At 68.8% G+C, this 12588-nt stretch carries 14 protein-coding genes, 1 tRNA gene and 1 pseudogene; 8 read left to right on the forward strand and 8 right to left on the reverse strand.

All coding sequences use genetic code 11. From position 1 onward, the window contains the following. The first annotated feature begins 127 nt into the window (after positions 1-127). The 3 genes and pseudogenes from VA596_RS04390 to VA596_RS50635 all read left to right on the forward strand — a co-directional run. On the forward strand, positions 128-937 hold the full coding sequence (locus VA596_RS04390) for a replication-relaxation family protein (RefSeq protein ID WP_323323852.1): 810 nt from the start codon (positions 128-130) through the stop codon (positions 935-937). 247 nt (positions 938-1184) lie between these two features. Next, positions 1185-1811: an ImmA/IrrE family metallo-endopeptidase gene (locus VA596_RS04395; RefSeq protein ID WP_323323854.1), complete on the forward strand. Its 627-nt coding sequence runs from the start codon at positions 1185-1187 to the stop codon at positions 1809-1811. 135 nt (positions 1812-1946) lie between these two features. Further along, positions 1947-2894 (forward strand): annotated as a pseudogene (locus VA596_RS50635) (recombinase family protein); the annotation flags it as partial. Between the two features lie 634 nt (positions 2895-3528). On the opposite strand, the gene VA596_RS04410 reads toward VA596_RS50635, so the two are convergent. The 5 genes from VA596_RS04410 to VA596_RS04430 form a co-directional block, all read right to left on the reverse strand. Then, a tRNA-Ala gene (locus tag VA596_RS04410) sits at positions 3529-3601 on the reverse strand. 53 nt (positions 3602-3654) lie between these two features. Continuing rightward, positions 3655-4503 (reverse strand): divisome protein SepX/GlpR, encoded by an 849-nt coding sequence (gene sepX / locus VA596_RS04415; RefSeq protein ID WP_323323860.1) that lies wholly within the window; start codon positions 4501-4503, stop codon positions 3655-3657. A gap of 163 nt (positions 4504-4666) precedes the next feature. Continuing rightward, positions 4667-5335 (reverse strand): GNAT family N-acetyltransferase, encoded by a 669-nt coding sequence (locus VA596_RS04420; RefSeq protein ID WP_323323862.1) that lies wholly within the window; start codon positions 5333-5335, stop codon positions 4667-4669. Continuing rightward, entirely contained in the window at positions 5335-6612 is a 1278-nt protein-coding gene (gene glp, locus VA596_RS04425; RefSeq protein ID WP_323323864.1) for a molybdotransferase-like divisome protein Glp, read from the reverse strand. The genes VA596_RS04420 and glp overlap by 1 nt, the downstream gene beginning before the upstream one ends. Next, positions 6609-7514: a UTP--glucose-1-phosphate uridylyltransferase gene (locus tag VA596_RS04430; RefSeq protein ID WP_323323866.1), complete on the reverse strand. Its 906-nt coding sequence runs from the start codon at positions 7512-7514 to the stop codon at positions 6609-6611. The genes glp and VA596_RS04430 overlap by 4 nt, the downstream gene beginning before the upstream one ends. A 24-nt stretch (positions 7515-7538) precedes the next feature. Between VA596_RS04430 and VA596_RS04435 the strand changes: the two genes are divergently transcribed. The 4 genes from VA596_RS04435 (at position 7539) to mscL (ending at position 9827) form a co-directional block, all read left to right on the forward strand. Continuing rightward, positions 7539-8129, forward strand: coding sequence for a 5-formyltetrahydrofolate cyclo-ligase (locus tag VA596_RS04435; RefSeq protein WP_323323868.1), 591 nt, complete (start codon positions 7539-7541; stop codon positions 8127-8129). Positions 8130-8215: 86 nt separating this feature from the next. Further along, positions 8216-8545, forward strand: a complete 330-nt coding sequence (locus VA596_RS04440) for an FmdB family zinc ribbon protein (protein ID WP_323323870.1) — start codon at positions 8216-8218, stop codon at positions 8543-8545. Between the two features lie 130 nt (positions 8546-8675). Beyond that, a complete protein-coding gene (locus VA596_RS04445) occupies positions 8676-9326 on the forward strand; it encodes an SAF domain-containing protein (RefSeq protein ID WP_323323872.1) in 651 nt (216 codons plus the stop codon). Positions 9327-9410: 84 nt separating this feature from the next. Then, positions 9411-9827 (forward strand): large-conductance mechanosensitive channel protein MscL, encoded by a 417-nt coding sequence (mscL, locus tag VA596_RS04450; protein WP_323323874.1) that lies wholly within the window; start codon positions 9411-9413, stop codon positions 9825-9827. A gap of 4 nt (positions 9828-9831) precedes the next feature. On the opposite strand, the gene VA596_RS04455 is transcribed toward mscL, so the two are convergent. From VA596_RS04455 to VA596_RS04465, 3 genes are read right to left on the reverse strand one after another with little or no spacing between them, the layout of a single operon-like run. Then, positions 9832-10005 (reverse strand): hypothetical protein, encoded by a 174-nt coding sequence (locus VA596_RS04455; RefSeq protein WP_323323876.1) that lies wholly within the window; start codon positions 10003-10005, stop codon positions 9832-9834. A gap of 34 nt (positions 10006-10039) precedes the next feature. Beyond that, positions 10040-10867, reverse strand: coding sequence for an aldo/keto reductase (locus VA596_RS04460; protein WP_323323878.1), 828 nt, complete (start codon positions 10865-10867; stop codon positions 10040-10042). A gap of 19 nt (positions 10868-10886) precedes the next feature. Further along, positions 10887-11387, reverse strand: coding sequence for a MogA/MoaB family molybdenum cofactor biosynthesis protein (locus tag VA596_RS04465; protein WP_323323880.1), 501 nt, complete (start codon positions 11385-11387; stop codon positions 10887-10889). 122 nt (positions 11388-11509) lie between these two features. Between VA596_RS04465 and VA596_RS04470 the strand changes: the two genes are divergently transcribed. Beyond that, positions 11510-12571, forward strand: a complete 1062-nt coding sequence (locus VA596_RS04470; RefSeq protein WP_323323882.1) for an NAD-dependent epimerase/dehydratase family protein — start codon at positions 11510-11512, stop codon at positions 12569-12571. Positions 12572-12588 lie beyond the last annotated feature (17 nt).

The raw sequence follows: 12588 nt of genomic DNA on the forward strand, positions 1-12588 counted from the left end.
TACCCCGATCGCGTCGAGTCGCTGCGCGCTGATTACCGAGGTCGGCGCCACGTTCGACATCGCTACCTCCAACGACTCACTTGTCCTCTCGTGGAGGACAAACTCCCTTCGCCCTGGAGCTCTACCCATGACCTTCCGCCGGACGACCGCGGCCGCGCTGGACCAGCTGGCTGATGTGCTGAGTGATCGGGATCGGCACATCGTGGATGACCTGGCACGGGTCCGCGTACTGACCGGTGAACAGCTGACCCGTCTCCACTTCGCCGACCTGTCAGCTGCCAGCCGTGATCGAACGCGCCGCCGCGTGCTGGCACGCTTGGTGTCGCTGAAGCTGTTGACCACACTCGAGCGCCGAATCGGCGGCGTCCGCGCGGGCAGTAGGGGGCTGGTCTACGCCCTCAACGCCACTGGCCAGCGGTTCAGTGCGGCCCGCAGTCCCGGTAATCGACCACGCCGGCCGTGGACTCCTGGTCGGCTGTTCCTGAAGCACACCTTGGCCGTCAGTGAGCTATATGTGCAGCTCAGAGCCCTGGAGCGGGCCGGGGAACTTCAGCTGACGACGTTCGAAGCTGAACCGGCCAGCTGGCACCCAGACGGCAGTGGCGGACGCTTGAAGCCGGATGCCTACATCGTCGTTCGATCGAGTGACGCTGCCGACGCCTACTGGCTAGAGCAGGACGAGGCGTCTGAGGGCCTGCCGACGATCAAGCGCAAGCTGCTGGTGTACGTCCAGTTCGCCCGCAGCGGGCAGGTCGGACCCGGTGGCGTCATCCCGCGCGTCTTGGTCAGCGTGCCGAACGAGGCTCGCCGGGCGGCGGTTGCTGAGGTCATCGCGTGCCTGCCGGACCCGGCCTTCCAGTTCATCCACTGCGTCATCTATCCACAGGTTGTGAAACAAATGAGTTCTGTTGTCAATAATATTGTAGACTACGGATAACAAATGTAATAAAATGAACAACGTTAAACAGGAGTGTGATGCCATCAGATACAACTAGATACCGCCATATGGCGACTAGCAAGTTCTTTGATTCGACGATCACGCCACCTGCATATCTACTATAACTGCACATCATAGGCGTGCCCCACCCGAGAGCCGGACAGTCGGCCACGTTCAGCGCTTACAACAACGACTAAACGAGAGAGAGGAGGACACCGGAATGCTATCAAACATAACCGACCAGGAGATGGCCGAGTTGCTTGCTTCGCTGCGCAGCTTGGCCCCAAAGCGGCCGCTCAGCTACGGCGAGTCACTACAACTGGCTCGCATGCAAGCCAACGCCTTGCGCGAATATCTTGGAGCCACCGATCAGTCAGATTTTGGCTTAGCCTGGCTGCTTAAGCAGCAGCACGTACCCGTCCAATTTGTACCAAGCATCAAGCTGGACCCGGCGGACTGCAATGGCAGCGGCATGACCGTGCAGCTTAGCAAAGGTCAGGTGGAGATTTATCTCAACGAGATTGAGCCAGCCGTTCGCCAAAGATTTAGTGCAATCCACGAGGTTAAACATGTCATTGATCTTGAAAATTTTGAAATTTTGACGTCCAATCTTGGAAGCGGCAATCCGGGACGACAACACTTGCAAGTGGAGTTACTATGTAATGAGTTCGCCGCTCATGTGCTGATGCCGCCGGCATTGGTGGCGCGGGTCTGGGGAACATTGCGTGACCTGGAGGCGACGGCCCTGATGTTCAACGTCTCGGCTGAGGCGATGCGTACCCGGCTAACACGGCTCGGCCTCATCAACCGGCCGATCAAGCGCACCTTCCTGCGAACTTCGGGCAACATCAGCCCAAACCATTGTTGTGCCTAGACAGCGCACGTTCTTTGACAAGTAGGAGGTGATGAACGGGTGTCCAGCACCACCCTTAACCGACATGTACGCGGCGAGGCAACCAAGCCCGCCCCACGCGTCGTCCTATATCTGCGGGTGTCCAGCAAGCGCCAGATGGATACGGGCGCCGACTTCGATCGCGATGGCAACAGCATTGACACGCAACGGAAGTACGGACGCCAGAAGGCCAAAGCCCTTGGTGCGGTGATCGTCGGCGAGTACATCGAACCCGGCTACTCGGCGCAGACCATCGAGAAGCGCCCAACATTCCGCGAGATGATTACCCGCATCCAGCAAGACCGTGACATCGATGCCGTAATCATCTACCAGCGGTCCCGGGCCTTCCGGAACTACATCGAAGCTGGAACGACCGAACTGGCTCTGAAGCAGCTCGGCGTGGAGCTGATCTCAGCACGCGAGGACTTCGGCGATGGTGTCATGGCTGAGGGCATGAAGGCCATGACCGACGTCTTCAACTGGCTCCAAGTACGCTTGAGTGGCGAAGACATAAAGGTCAAAATGGCCAACAGAGCCCGAAACGGCGGAACAGTGCACCGGGCGCCGGTGGGCTACCTCAACCAGCGCATCACGGTCGATGGCCGTCCGGTCAACGGCGTGGTGCTCGACCCGGAACGGGCGCCGCTGGTGCGGATGGCCTTCGAGTTGTACGCCGCCGGTGAGGAAAATTTTCGGACGCTGGCCGTCAAGCTGGCACATGCCGGATTGCGGATGCCCGCCCGCGGTGACTCACCAGGCGGCCCGATCAGTGCCAAGAAGCTCGGCCTCGTACTGCGAGATCGCTACTACCTCGGGTATGTCGAACATGACGGCGTGGAATACCGCGGTCGCCATGAGGCGCTCGTAACGTCAGAGCTGTTCGAGCAAGTACAGCAGCTGCTCGCCAAGCACACCGACGCCCAGGTACGACACCGGACGCACGACCACTACCTCAAGGGTCTCTTGTGGTGCGAGCGATGTAAGCACCGGCTGGTGATCACGTACGTCAAGGGCCGTCACGGCGGGGATTACTATTACTTTACCTGCAGGGGGCGACAAGACGGCGTGTGTGACTTGCCCGGCATCCCCGTGGAAGTCGCTGAGGCCGCCGTGGAAGCCCACTACGCCGCGACGGTCACCATGCCGGCCGAATGGCTGGCGAAGGTGCGGGCTGGCATTGACGGGGCCGTCAGCACTGACCGTCAGCTGACCGACGAGCTGCGCGAACGCTACGCCGCCCAGCTGGCCAAACTCGACAAAAAAGAGAGCTACTTCCTCGACCTGGCTGCCGAGGAGGAGTGGCCCAAGGCCAAACTGCGCAGCAGGCTCGATGGCATCCGGGCCGAGCAGGCCGAGATCGCGGCGACGCTGGAACGGTCGAGCACCGACCTCGACACCAGCCAGACGATCTTCCACCAGGCGTTCGAACTGCTGGCTGAGCCGCACCAGGCCTACCAGGCTGGTGACGAGGTAGTGCGCGGCATGCTCAACCGGGTGTTCTTCGCCCGGCTCTACCTCGACGCCGAGAAGGTCATGGACCAGGCGCTCAAGGATCCGTTCCAGGCCATCCGAGATGCCTACCTGATCGAGCGCAAAACCAAAAAGAGCGCCACCCTGGCTAACCAGCGTGACGCTCCCGGTGAGGCAACCCCATCCACGTTGACCTCAACGGGTCAAGTTTGTGATAAGGCTCGTTACGTGGAGCTGAGGGGAATCGAACCCCTGACCTTCTCGATGCGAACGAGACGCGCTACCAACTGCGCTACAGCCCCTTGATCGTGCTCGTAGAGCTTAGCAGTGCCCTACGAGCACATCACGCGGGGGGTCACTCGCCTACCGCGCGTCGATACGGGCCGGTCCCGGGCTCGTCGAGCTCCTCGAACGCCGGGTCCTCGTCGTCCAGGTCGACGACGACCGCGCTGCGGCGGATGCGGGACGTCGGCGACGGGCGGCGCTCGACGACCTCGCGGCGGACCGGCTCGACGACCTCCACGGCGTCGACGTCCTCGGCCTCCTCCTCGGCCTCGAAATCCTCAACAGAAGGCCGAGGTGCCGGACCCGACGGGTGACGCGGCGCGCGGGTGCTGTTGAACCGGGCGAGACGGCGCTGGCGGATCTCCTCCTCGATGCGCACCTGGCGGCGCAGGTAGACGAGGTACCCGACCAGGACGACGTCGGCGAGGCCGTGGCCCCACCAGACGAGCGGGACGAGGAAGCCGGCGATCGCGGCCGTGACCACCGCGACGACGAGCAGGATGACGACGACGCGCTGCCGGAAGCTGTACTTCGCGCGGGCCGCGATCTCCGCGGCCTCGGGGTCGAAGCCGCCGCGGCCCGGCCGGTAGCCGGGGCGGGCGCGTTCGGCCCGCCGCTCGGCGCGGGTCGGCTGCGGGAGTGGCTCCGGCTCCTCTTCGTCGTCGAGGTCGTCCTCGAGTTCGAGGTCCGCCTCCAGCTCCGCGAGGTCGTCCTCGACCGTGGGCCGGGACTTCACGGGATTGTCGGACATGGCGAATTCCTCCCGGCCTTCGTTGCGTCCACCACCACTGCGCACGACCCTGGCCGCCAACGCGGAGTCAGCGGTCCTCGCGACCTGCTGCCGCCGACGCGCGACCATGGGCACGAGTACGACGAGCCATGCCGCGGCGAGCGCGACGATGATCACGGAGCTGGGCATCTCCCGTCACCTCCCCCGAATCCTTCACCTGAAATCACGCTAGTCACAGGAGTAACAGATCGGACGGAGGCTCGCCGGGTTGGATCACGGAAATGCCTCACCGGATTAGGTGAATCTCACAGCATGTGGTAACGCGCTCGCAGCCCCGGGCGGGTAATCACCGTCAGGCGTAGTCGGCGCGACCCGCCGCGACCAGCCGGGACACCAGCCCGGCGCCGGTCTCCTCGCGCGTGACCGCGAAGCAGTAGTGGTCCCGCCAGGCGCCGGCGACGTCGAGGTAACGCTCGAACAGCCCCTCCTGCCGGTACCCCGCCTTGGTGAGAACCCGCAGGCTGGCGGCGTTCTCGGGCCGCACGGTGGCCTCCAGCCGGTGCAGGCCGGCCGAGACGAAGGCGTGGTCGGTGACCAGGGCGACAGCGGCCGTGGCGACCCCGCCGCGCACGACGTCGGACGAGACCCAGTAGCCGATCCAGGCGGACCGCAGCGACGCGCGGACGACGTTGCCGACCGTGATCTGGCCGGCGAGCCGGCCGTCGAGGGTGATCGTGAACGGCAGGCAGAGCCCGCGCCGCGCGAGCGACCGCAGCGCCGCCCACTGCGACGGCCACGACCAGAACGCGTTGCGCTCGGGCCACGGCCCGACGCCGGTCGGCTCCCACATCTCGAGGTGCGCGCGGTCCCGGAGCCGGATCCGGCTCCACTCGCCGGCGTCGCGCAGCCGGACCGGCCGGATCGCGACCTCCCCCGCGGGCACCCGCAGCGGGCCGAGGCGCGCCGGCCAGCCCGGGTGCCTGCTCTCGACCGGGTAGGAGACGCCCGACACGGAGTTCATCAGGCCCGTTGCGCCAGGAAGGTGACCTGGACCTGCTCGCCAGCGGCGACGTCGGTCATCTCCTCCGGCACGTTGATCAGGCAGTTCGCCTCGGCCAGCGACGCGAGCAGGTGCGCGCCGGACTGGCCGAGCGGGTGGACCAGGTACTCGCCGTTGGCCTCGTCGCGCAGGAGCTGCCCGCGCAGGAAGCCGCGACGGCCCTCGGTCGACGTGATCGGCGAAAGCAGCCGCGCGCCGACGATCCGCCGGTGCGGGTTGCGCGTACCGCGCGCGGCCCGGATGAGCGGCCGCACGAGCACCTCGAACACCACCAGTGCGCTCATCGGGTTGCCCGGGAGCAGGAACGTCGGCACCGAGTCGGGTCCGAGCCTGCCGAACCCCTGCACGGAGCCGGGGTGCATCGCGACGCGCGTCGAGTCGATCCGGCCGAGGTCGGACAGCGCCGAGTGGACCTCGTCGCCGGTGCTGCCCCCGGCGCCGCCGGCGACCACCACGATCTCCGACATCAGCAGCCGGCCTTCGACGATCTCGCGCAGCCGCTTCGGCTCGCTCGACACGATGCCGACCCGGCTGACCTCGGCGCCCGCGTCGCGCGCGGCCGCGGCCAGGGCGTAGGAGTTGACGTCGTAGACCTGCCCGACCGACGGCGTCCGGTCGATGTCGACCAGCTCGTCGCCGACCGACACGATCGAGACCCGCGGACGCGGGTAGACCAGCACCTTCGCGCGGCCGACCGCGGCGAGCAGGCCGACCTGGGCCGACCCGATCGTGTCACCGCTGCGGACCGCGACGTCGCCGATCTGGACGTCCTCGCCGGCCCGGCGCACGTACCCGGCCGAGGGCACCGAGCGGTGCACGGTGACCTTGGCCTGGTGCCCGTCGGTGTAGGCGAGCGGCACGACGGCGTCGGCCAGCGTCGGCAGCGGCGCGCCGGTGTCGACGCGCACGGCCTGCCCCGGCTGGAGGCGCCGCGGCTGGCGCGAGCCCGCCGCGATCTCGCCGACCACCGGCAGCTGCACCTCCTCCTGCCCGGCCGCGCGCACGTCGACGCTGCGCACCGCGTACCCGTCGACCGCCGCCTGGTCGAACCCGGGCAGCGCGTGCTCGGCGACCACCTCCTCGGCGCAGAGCAGGCCCTGGGCCTCGGAGATCGCCACCCGCACCGGCCGGGGCCGGACGGCGGCGTCCAGCGTCATCGCGATCTGGGCGTCGACCGAGCGGAACTCGGCCTCCTCCTCGGCCACCTCGGGCCGCGCCGCGTCGAGGGATTCCGTCATGGGCGATCTGTCCCGATCCGTTCCGTCAACCACGCCCGTAAAGATGGACCGTACTCGGGCGTTTCGAGCGCGAAATCGACCGCGGCGCGCAGGAAACCACCCGGATTCCCCAGGTCGTGGCGTCCACCGCGGTGCACGACGATGTGCACGGGGTGTCCTTCGGTGATCAGCAGCGCGACCGCGTCGGTCAGCTGGAGCTCGCCGCCGGAGCCCGGGGTGATGCGCTTCAGCGCGTCGAAGATCGCCCGGTCCAGCAGGTAACGGCCCGCCGCGGCGTACGTCGACGGCGCGTCCTCCGGCTTCGGCTTCTCGACCATGCCGTGCACCTGCTTGACGTCTTCGTCATCGGTGTCGGTGACGTCGAAGACGCCGTACGGCGAGATCTCGGCCTTCGGGATGTCGAACGCGCAGAGCACGCTGCCGCCGTGCTTGGCCCGCACCTCGCTCATCCGCTCGAGCACGCCGGTCGGCAGCACGATGTCGTCCGGCAGCAGCACCGCGACGGCCTCGTCCTCGGGCGTCAGGTTCGGCTCGGCCTGCGCGACGGCGTGGCCGAGGCCGAGCGCCTGCTCCTGGATGGCGGTCTCGACGGCGAGCAGCGCGGGGGCACGGCGGACCTTCTCCAGCAGCTCGGTCTTGCCCTTGGCCTCGAGGTTCGCCTCCAGCTCGGGCTGGGTCTCGAAGTACTTGACGACGGCTTCTTTGCCCGGCGAGGTCACGATGACCAGGCGTTCCGCCCCGGCGGCCGCGGCCTCGGCCGCGACCAGCTCGATCCCCGGTGTGTCCACCACGGGCAGCAGCTCTTTCGGCACGGCCTTCGTCGCCGGGAGGAAGCGTGTACCGAGCCCGGCTGCAGGCACGATGGCGGTTCTGAACGTCTTGGAGGTTGCGGCGCCCGTCATGGGCGCAAAGCCTAACGTGAGGCCATGCATGCGCTGGGCAATGAGCACCTGAGCAAGGCGGAGTGGCGTACCCGGCTGACCCGCGCGCGGGCGGAACAGACCCCCGAATCGCACGCCCAGGAGGCGTCCGCGCTGGTCAGCGCCGTGTCGAAGGTCACAGCCACGACCGTGTGCGCGTACCTGCCCTTCGGCACCGAACCGGGCACGACGGCGCTCGCCGACGCCTTGTCCGCCGGCGGCGCGCGGGTCCTGCTTCCGGTCATCCGGCCGGAACCGGGTCCGCTCGACTGGGCCGAGTACACCGGCGAGGCCGATCTCCGGCCCGGCCGGCTGCGGGGCATCCTCGAGCCGGCCGGAAAGCGCCTGGGTATCGAGGCCGTGGGCGCGGCCGAGCTGATCCTGGTGCCCGCGCTGGCCGTCGACCGCCAGGGTGTCCGCCTCGGCCGGGGTGCCGGCCACTACGATCGCTCGCTGGTGTTCGCCGCGGCCGGCGCGGACCTACTCGCCGTCGTCCGTGACGAAGAGCTGGTCGACCGGCTGCCCGGGCAACCTCACGACGTGCGGATGAGCGGGGCCTTGACTCCTGGTCGAGGCGTGCTCGAGCTGCCGATGTGAGCAACGCGGAATTGCTTTCGGGGAATGCTTTCAAGCACAATCTAGTTGGCACTCTTGTCGGATGAGTGCCAGCAAAGGAGCCCTCAGTGCCTACGTACCAGTACGCCTGCAAAGAATGCGACCACCGGTTCGAAGCCGTGCAGTCGTTCTCGGACCCCAGCCTGACGGTCTGTCCGCAGTGCTCTGGGCCGCTCCGCAAGGTCTTCAGCTCGGTCGGCGTCGTCTTCAAGGGCAGCGGTTTCTACCGCACGGACTCGCGTGAGGCCAGCAAGTCGAGCACCACGGCGGCCCCGGCGAAGAGCGAGACCAAGTCCGAGTCGAAGTCGGAGACCAAGTCGGAGTCGAAGCCCAAGTCCGACTCGGGCGCGGCATCCTCCTCCTCGGGTACGACGAAAACCGCCGCCGCGGCTTCCTGAGCCCGGAGTTATCCACAACACCCCAGTTGTCCACAGGTTGCGGACGAGGCCCTTCCGGCGGCCCGTCCGCGGCTCCTAACGTCGATCTTGTGCGGCACGTGGCCGCACTCGATCCGACCGAGGGGGACCTGTGGACGTCCTGGCGAAGTTCCGCACACTCGATCTCACCCGGCTGCTGGGCCGGCGAACACGGCTGCTCCGCCGTTGGTTCGCCGTCGGCCTGGTCCTGACCGGGGCCCTGCTGTTCGCGCACCCCGGCTCCGCACGTGGCGCACCGACGACCCCGACCGTCGTCGCGGCCCGCGACCTTCCTTCCGGCGCCACGCTCCGCGCGTCCGACGTCCGGCTCACCGAACTCCCCGGTGACGCGCGCCCGTCAGGGGCGCTGATCTCCCTCGACGCCGTCGAAGGGCGGTTGCTGGCGGGCGCTGTCCGCGCCGGTGAACCGCTGACCGACGTCCGCCTGGCGACGACCATCCCCGCGTCGGGTGATCCCGCGACGGCGACCGTGCCGGTCCGGCTGGCCGACTCGGCCGTCGCCGACTTGCTGCGTCCCGGACAGCGCGTCGACGTCGTGGCCGCGCCGGAACCGGGGGCGTCCGCCTCCGTGCTGGCCAGTGGGGCGATGGTGGTGACGATCGGATCTCCGGACCCGGCCGGGGCCCGTCCACTGGCCGCGCCGGCCAAGGGACCGCTCGTCCTGCTCCGGCTCCCGGAGGCGATCGCGACGCGGGTGGCGGCGATTTCACTGGACCGTCCGGTAACGGTTACTCTCCGCTAGCCCGCGTCCGCCGAGACGGGCGACGGCATCCCCCGGCAGGCTTCGGGGCGGTGGAGCAACCGTCCCCGTTCGTGAGGAGAACAAGTGCTCAAGGGTTTCAAGGACTTCCTGATGCGCGGCAACGTCGTCGACCTCGCCGTCGCGGTGGTCATCGGCTCGGCGTTCACGGCCATCGTCACGGCGTTCACCACCGGCCTCATCAAGCCGCTGATCAGCACGATCGGCGGCACGGACGCCGCGCAGGGCCTCGGCTACCAGATCTTCGACAACAACAAGGCCACGTTCCTGGACTTCGGCAGCGTGATCAACGCGGCGATCAACTTCGTGCTGGTCGCGGCGGTCGTCTACTTCGTGATCGTGCTGCCGGTGAAGCACGTGCAGGAGCGGCGCAAGCGCGGCCAGGAGCCGGGCCCCTCGGAGCCGACCGACGTCGAGCTGCTCATCGAGATCCGCGACCTGCTGCGTGCGCAGGCCCAGGGCGGCAACCACCGCCGCGACTGACGCCTCAGCGGTCGTGGTGCGGCGGCCGGTTCTCCCGGTACCAGTCGTCCGGGAGGCCGGTGCGCCGGTCGGGGTCACGCTCGTCGGAGGTCGTCTCGGGCAGCACGTCCCCGAAGATCTCGTCGACCCGGCGGCGCCGCTCGCTGCTGGTCTGGGGGTCGCGTTCAGTGCCCGGCATGCCCCCAGTGTCCCACGAGACGTTCCTTGACAACTCAAGAGCGAAGATCAGCCAGCCGCTCCTGCTGGGCCGGGCTCAGCCGGAGCCCGACCGCGGCGACGTTCTCTTCGAGGTGCCCGATCCGGCCGGTCCCCGGAATCGGCAGGATCACCGGCGAACGGGCGAGCAGCCAGGCCAGGGCCACCTGGGCGGCGGTGGCGCCGAGTTCGGCCGCGACCGCGGCGATCCGCGGGTCACCGGCCGCCAGGCCCACTGGCCGCCAAGGCAGGAAAGCGATCCCGGCCTCGGCACAGGCCCGCAGCACCGGCTCGTGCTCACGATCGAGCAGGTTGTAGCGGTTCTGGACGCTGACGACCTCGACGATCTCCTGAGCGCGTTCGAGCTGGTCCACCGACACCTCGGACAGCCCGATCCGGCCGACCTTGCCGGCGAGCTGGAGCTCCCGCAGCGTGCCCAGCTGGTCGGCCAGCGACGTCTCCGGGTCGACGCGGTGCAGCTGCAGCAGTTCGATCCGCTCCACCCGCAGCCTGCGCAGAGCCTGCTCGACCTGGTCACGCAGGATCTCGGGCCGGGCGTCGAGGCGCCAGTCCCCGCCGGGACCGGTGCGCGCTACGCCCACCTTGGTGGTGATCACCAGCTCGTCGGGATACGGGTACAGCGCCTCGGCGAGCAGCTCCTCGTTGGCCCCGCCGCCGTAGAGGTGGGCGGTGTCGATCAGCGTCACGCCCAGTTCGACGGCCCGCCGGGCGACCGCGATCGCCTGCTCGCGCGCCGCCCCGGGCTCCGTCGGCAGGTGCATCGCCCCGAAGCCGAGCCTGCGCACGAGCAGGTTCCCGCCGATGTGAAAGTCCACGATCCCCATGTCGGCGACGCCGAGGGAGTTACACCTCTTCGAGGCCCGAAAGCTCGTCGATCACGTGCGGCACCAGCGAGGTCAGGGTCGCCATGCCGTCCCGCACCGCGGAGCGCGAGCCGGCGAGGTTGACCACCAGCGTGCTGCCGGAGACGCCCGCGAGCCCGCGCGAGATCCCGGCGTCGACGGCGCCGGCGGCCAGGCCGGACGCGCGGATCGCCTCGCTGATGCCCGGGATCGGGCGGTCGAGCACACCGGCGGTGGCGTCGGGGGTGTTGTCACGCGGCAGCACACCGGTGCCGCCGACCGTGATCACCAGGTCGGCACCGCCGATCACGGCGGTGTTGAGCGCATTGCGGATCCCCACGGTCTCGGCCTCTACGACCACCACGCCGTCGACGATGAAGCCCGCTTCTTCGAGCAGCTCGGTGACCAGCGGTCCCGTGGCGTCCTCGTGCTCGCCGTGCGCCACACGATCGTCCACGATGACCACGAGGGCCCGGCCCAGCCGTTGTGCACTCCGTTCCATGCGCCCACCGTAGTCGGTTTCGGCGGCCCACCGCCGGGAGGTGCCCGGTGGGTTCTGACGATTCAGTGACGTGACCGCGCTCGGCGCGACGGCGCCCGGGCCGGGCCCCTAGCGTGTCCGTCATGCGCGTACTGGTCACCGGCGGAGCCGGGTTCATCGGGTCCCACATCGCCGATCAGCTGGCGGATGCGGGCGACGAGGTCGTGGTGCTCGACAACCTGCTCCCCACGGCCCACGGCTCCAACACGCCACCGGCCTACACCGGCCGGCACCGGTTCCTGCGCGGCGACGTGACCGACGCGGAGATCGTCGCGGAGCTGCTGGACGGCGTCGACGCGGTGTGCCACCAGGCGGCCGTCGTCGGGCACGGCGTCGACCAGTCGGACGCGCCGTCCTACGCCCTGCACAACGACTACGGCACGGCGGTGCTGCTGGCCGGGATGCACGCGGCCGGCGTGCGGAAGCTGGTGCTGGCGTCGTCGATGGTCGTCTACGGCGAAGGCCGGTACTCGTGCCCGGACCACGGCGTCGTCCTGCCGCCGCCGCGGCGGGCGTCCGATGTGGACGCCGGCCGGTTCGAGCCGCGCTGCCCGGCCTGCGGCACCGATCTGGCGTGGCAATTGGTGCCCGAGGACGCGCCGTTGAGCCCGCGCAGCACGTACGCGGCGACGAAGCTGGCGCAGGAGCACCTGGCCGGCGCGTGGGCGCGCCAGACCGGCGGCAGCGTCTGGGCGATGCGCTACCACAACGTCTACGGGCCGCGGATGCCCCAGAACACCCCGTACGCCGGGGTCGCGTCCCTGTTCCGGTCGGCGCTGGTCCGCGGCGAAGCACCCCGGGTGCTGGAGGACGGCCGTCAGCAGCGCGACTTCGTGCACGTCGACGACGTCGCGCGGGCGAACGTGCTCGCCCTGCGCACCGACGGCCCGGCGGGCGACATCACCCCGCTCAACGTCTGCTCCGGCACCCCGCACACGGTCGGCGAGCTGGCCGAAGAGCTGGCGCGGGCGTGCGACGGCCCGGCACCGCAGGTGGTCGGCGGTGCCCGGGCCGCGGACGTCCGGCACGTCGTCGCCGACCCCGCACGGGCCAAGGAGCTGCTCGGGTTCACCGCGGAGGTCGGGTTCGCCGCCGGCATCGACGGCTTCGCGACAGCGGAACTGCGAGACCCGGTCACGGCCTGACGGCAACAGCTCGCCGT

The organism is Amycolatopsis heterodermiae (assembly GCF_034929455.1).
Lineage (GTDB): Bacteria > Actinomycetota > Actinomycetes > Mycobacteriales > Pseudonocardiaceae > Amycolatopsis > Amycolatopsis heterodermiae.

Bases quoted from the DNA above. Each gene is read 5' to 3' on its own strand.
- VA596_RS04465 (WP_323323880.1), bottom strand. From the start codon at position 11,387: ATGGAACGGAGTGCACAACGGCTGGGCCGGGCCCTCGTGGTCATCGTG.
- sepX (WP_323323860.1), bottom strand. From the start codon at position 4,503: ATGCCCAGCTCCGTGATCATCGTCGCGCTCGCCGCGGCATGGCTCGTC.
- VA596_RS04460 (WP_323323878.1), bottom strand. From the start codon at position 10,867: ATGGGGATCGTGGACTTTCACATCGGCGGGAACCTGCTCGTGCGCAGG.
- glp (WP_323323864.1), bottom strand. From the start codon at position 6,612: ATGACGGAATCCCTCGACGCGGCGCGGCCCGAGGTGGCCGAGGAGGAG.
- VA596_RS04470 (WP_323323882.1), top strand. From the start codon at position 11,510: ATGCGCGTACTGGTCACCGGCGGAGCCGGGTTCATCGGGTCCCACATC.
- VA596_RS04420 (WP_323323862.1), bottom strand. From the start codon at position 5,335: ATGAACTCCGTGTCGGGCGTCTCCTACCCGGTCGAGAGCAGGCACCCG.
- VA596_RS04455 (WP_323323876.1), bottom strand. From the start codon at position 10,005: ATGCCGGGCACTGAACGCGACCCCCAGACCAGCAGCGAGCGGCGCCGC.
- VA596_RS04430 (WP_323323866.1), bottom strand. From the start codon at position 7,514: ATGACGGGCGCCGCAACCTCCAAGACGTTCAGAACCGCCATCGTGCCT.
- VA596_RS04435 (WP_323323868.1), top strand. From the start codon at position 7,539: ATGCATGCGCTGGGCAATGAGCACCTGAGCAAGGCGGAGTGGCGTACC.
- VA596_RS04395 (WP_323323854.1), top strand. From the start codon at position 1,185: ATGGCCGAGTTGCTTGCTTCGCTGCGCAGCTTGGCCCCAAAGCGGCCG.
- VA596_RS04390 (WP_323323852.1), top strand. From the start codon at position 128: ATGACCTTCCGCCGGACGACCGCGGCCGCGCTGGACCAGCTGGCTGAT.